Genomic DNA, 1,550 nt, shown 5'->3' with positions numbered 1-1,550 from the left:
AATATAGAAATCCTACAATTCGCGACAGAATCGTATTCTCGGAAAATTTTCTGTTGTTGAAGCTATAGCAACAGCAGATTGTAGCATGTTTGCTGAAGGCGTATGGCTGGTGATGCGGTAACGAGGGAGATTCTGAAGATGCAGAATGATGATTGTGATTTTGCAACGGAGAATTGCCTCAACGAAGCTCAATTGCGTATGGCTATTACCGCTGATCCGCAAAAAACCGGTCTCCGACTAGAGTTGGCACGGTTGCTAATGGCAAAAGAAGCATGGGCCGAGGCTGAGCAGGAGGCGTTGGTCGCTCTGGCTCGCACACCTCGTGACCCGGTGGCTTGCTACACGACAACAATTGCTCGTACACGGGCTGGATCGCTGGACGAAGCCGAAGCATTGGCCGTGCTATTGCCGCTGCTGGATACCCAGGACGCTCTACCGGATTGGCACGCTGAAATAGCCATCCTGCTGTTCAAGGTGGGTAACCTTCCTGAAGCTTTACGCTGTATCAACCGGGCGATTGCCGTCAAGCCTAACTGGCAGAGATTCTACATAGAGAAGGCTGAGATTCTTTACCGGCTACGCGATTTTGTTGCCCTGTCTTTGACCCTGCAAGAGGCACATCGTTTGGGACCTCTGTCTCCACATTATGACCATCTGCTCTCCAACGCGCTGGAAGCTACGGGGGGGTTGGATGAGGCGCTGGCAGCGTGTGAGCGGGCTTTGGAGGGAGGAACTTCATTCCACTACCATTTTACACACGCGGGACTGCTGAGCCGTCTAGGCCGCCCGTCCGAAGCGCTAGCGTCTTGTGAGCACGCTATGCCGCTTGCAGGGGGGCTGATGCCCGCGTTGCAAAAGCGTATAGACGAGATCAAAGCTCGTTTGTCACATAAGCCCGCTGAGGCCGTGCGTCTGGTGATCTGGGATCTCGACGAGACATTTTGGCACGGCACGCTGACCGAAGGTGGGGCCACGATTATTCCCGAGCATGTCGAGTTGCTAAAAACCCTTTCGACACGGGGCATTGTCAATGCCGTTTGCTCGAAGAATGATCCGGAGGCTGCTGAATGCAAACTGCGAGAGTGTGGGGCATGGGACTATATTGTATTTCCGCGCATCGCCTTTGCGCCCAAGGGGCAGCTCATTGCCGATATCATCGACACGGTACAACTGCGAGCCGCCTCTGTGCTGTTCATCGATGACAATCCGATGAATTTGCACGAGGCGCAACATTATAACCCCGGGCTGCAAGTGGCAGGGGCAGATATTCTGCCTGGCCTGGGCGCAGACCCGCGCCTTACTGGCAAGCCAGACCCGAACATGGTGCGCCTCGCACGCTACAAATTATTGGAACAGAAGAATAGTGAGCAAAGGCAGGCCGGCGATAATCTCGCCTTCCTCCGCCAAAGCCAAGTGCGAGTGAGTTTTCACTATGACATTGCGGAAGAATTTCCGCGTATCCATGAGTTGGTAAACCGTACCAACCAGCTTAACTTCACCAAGCGCCGCTGGCCTGAGAATGAGAATGAGGCGCGTGCCACCATGGCGGG

The 1,550-nt window shown here is 54.3% G+C and carries 1 protein-coding gene; it reads left to right on the top strand.

Going from position 1 to position 1,550, the window contains the following annotated elements; translation table 11 throughout:
- Positions 1-102 precede the first annotated feature (102 nt).
- Positions 103-1,550: HAD-IIIC family phosphatase (locus BUB54_RS19730; RefSeq protein WP_139285031.1), on the top strand; the 1,448-nt coding region annotated here is incomplete at its 3' end.

This window comes from Acidocella aminolytica 101 = DSM 11237 (assembly GCF_900129125.1).
GTDB lineage: Bacteria > Pseudomonadota > Alphaproteobacteria > Acetobacterales > Acetobacteraceae > Acidocella > Acidocella aminolytica.
This window is presented reverse-complemented; position numbering and strand designations above follow the sequence as displayed.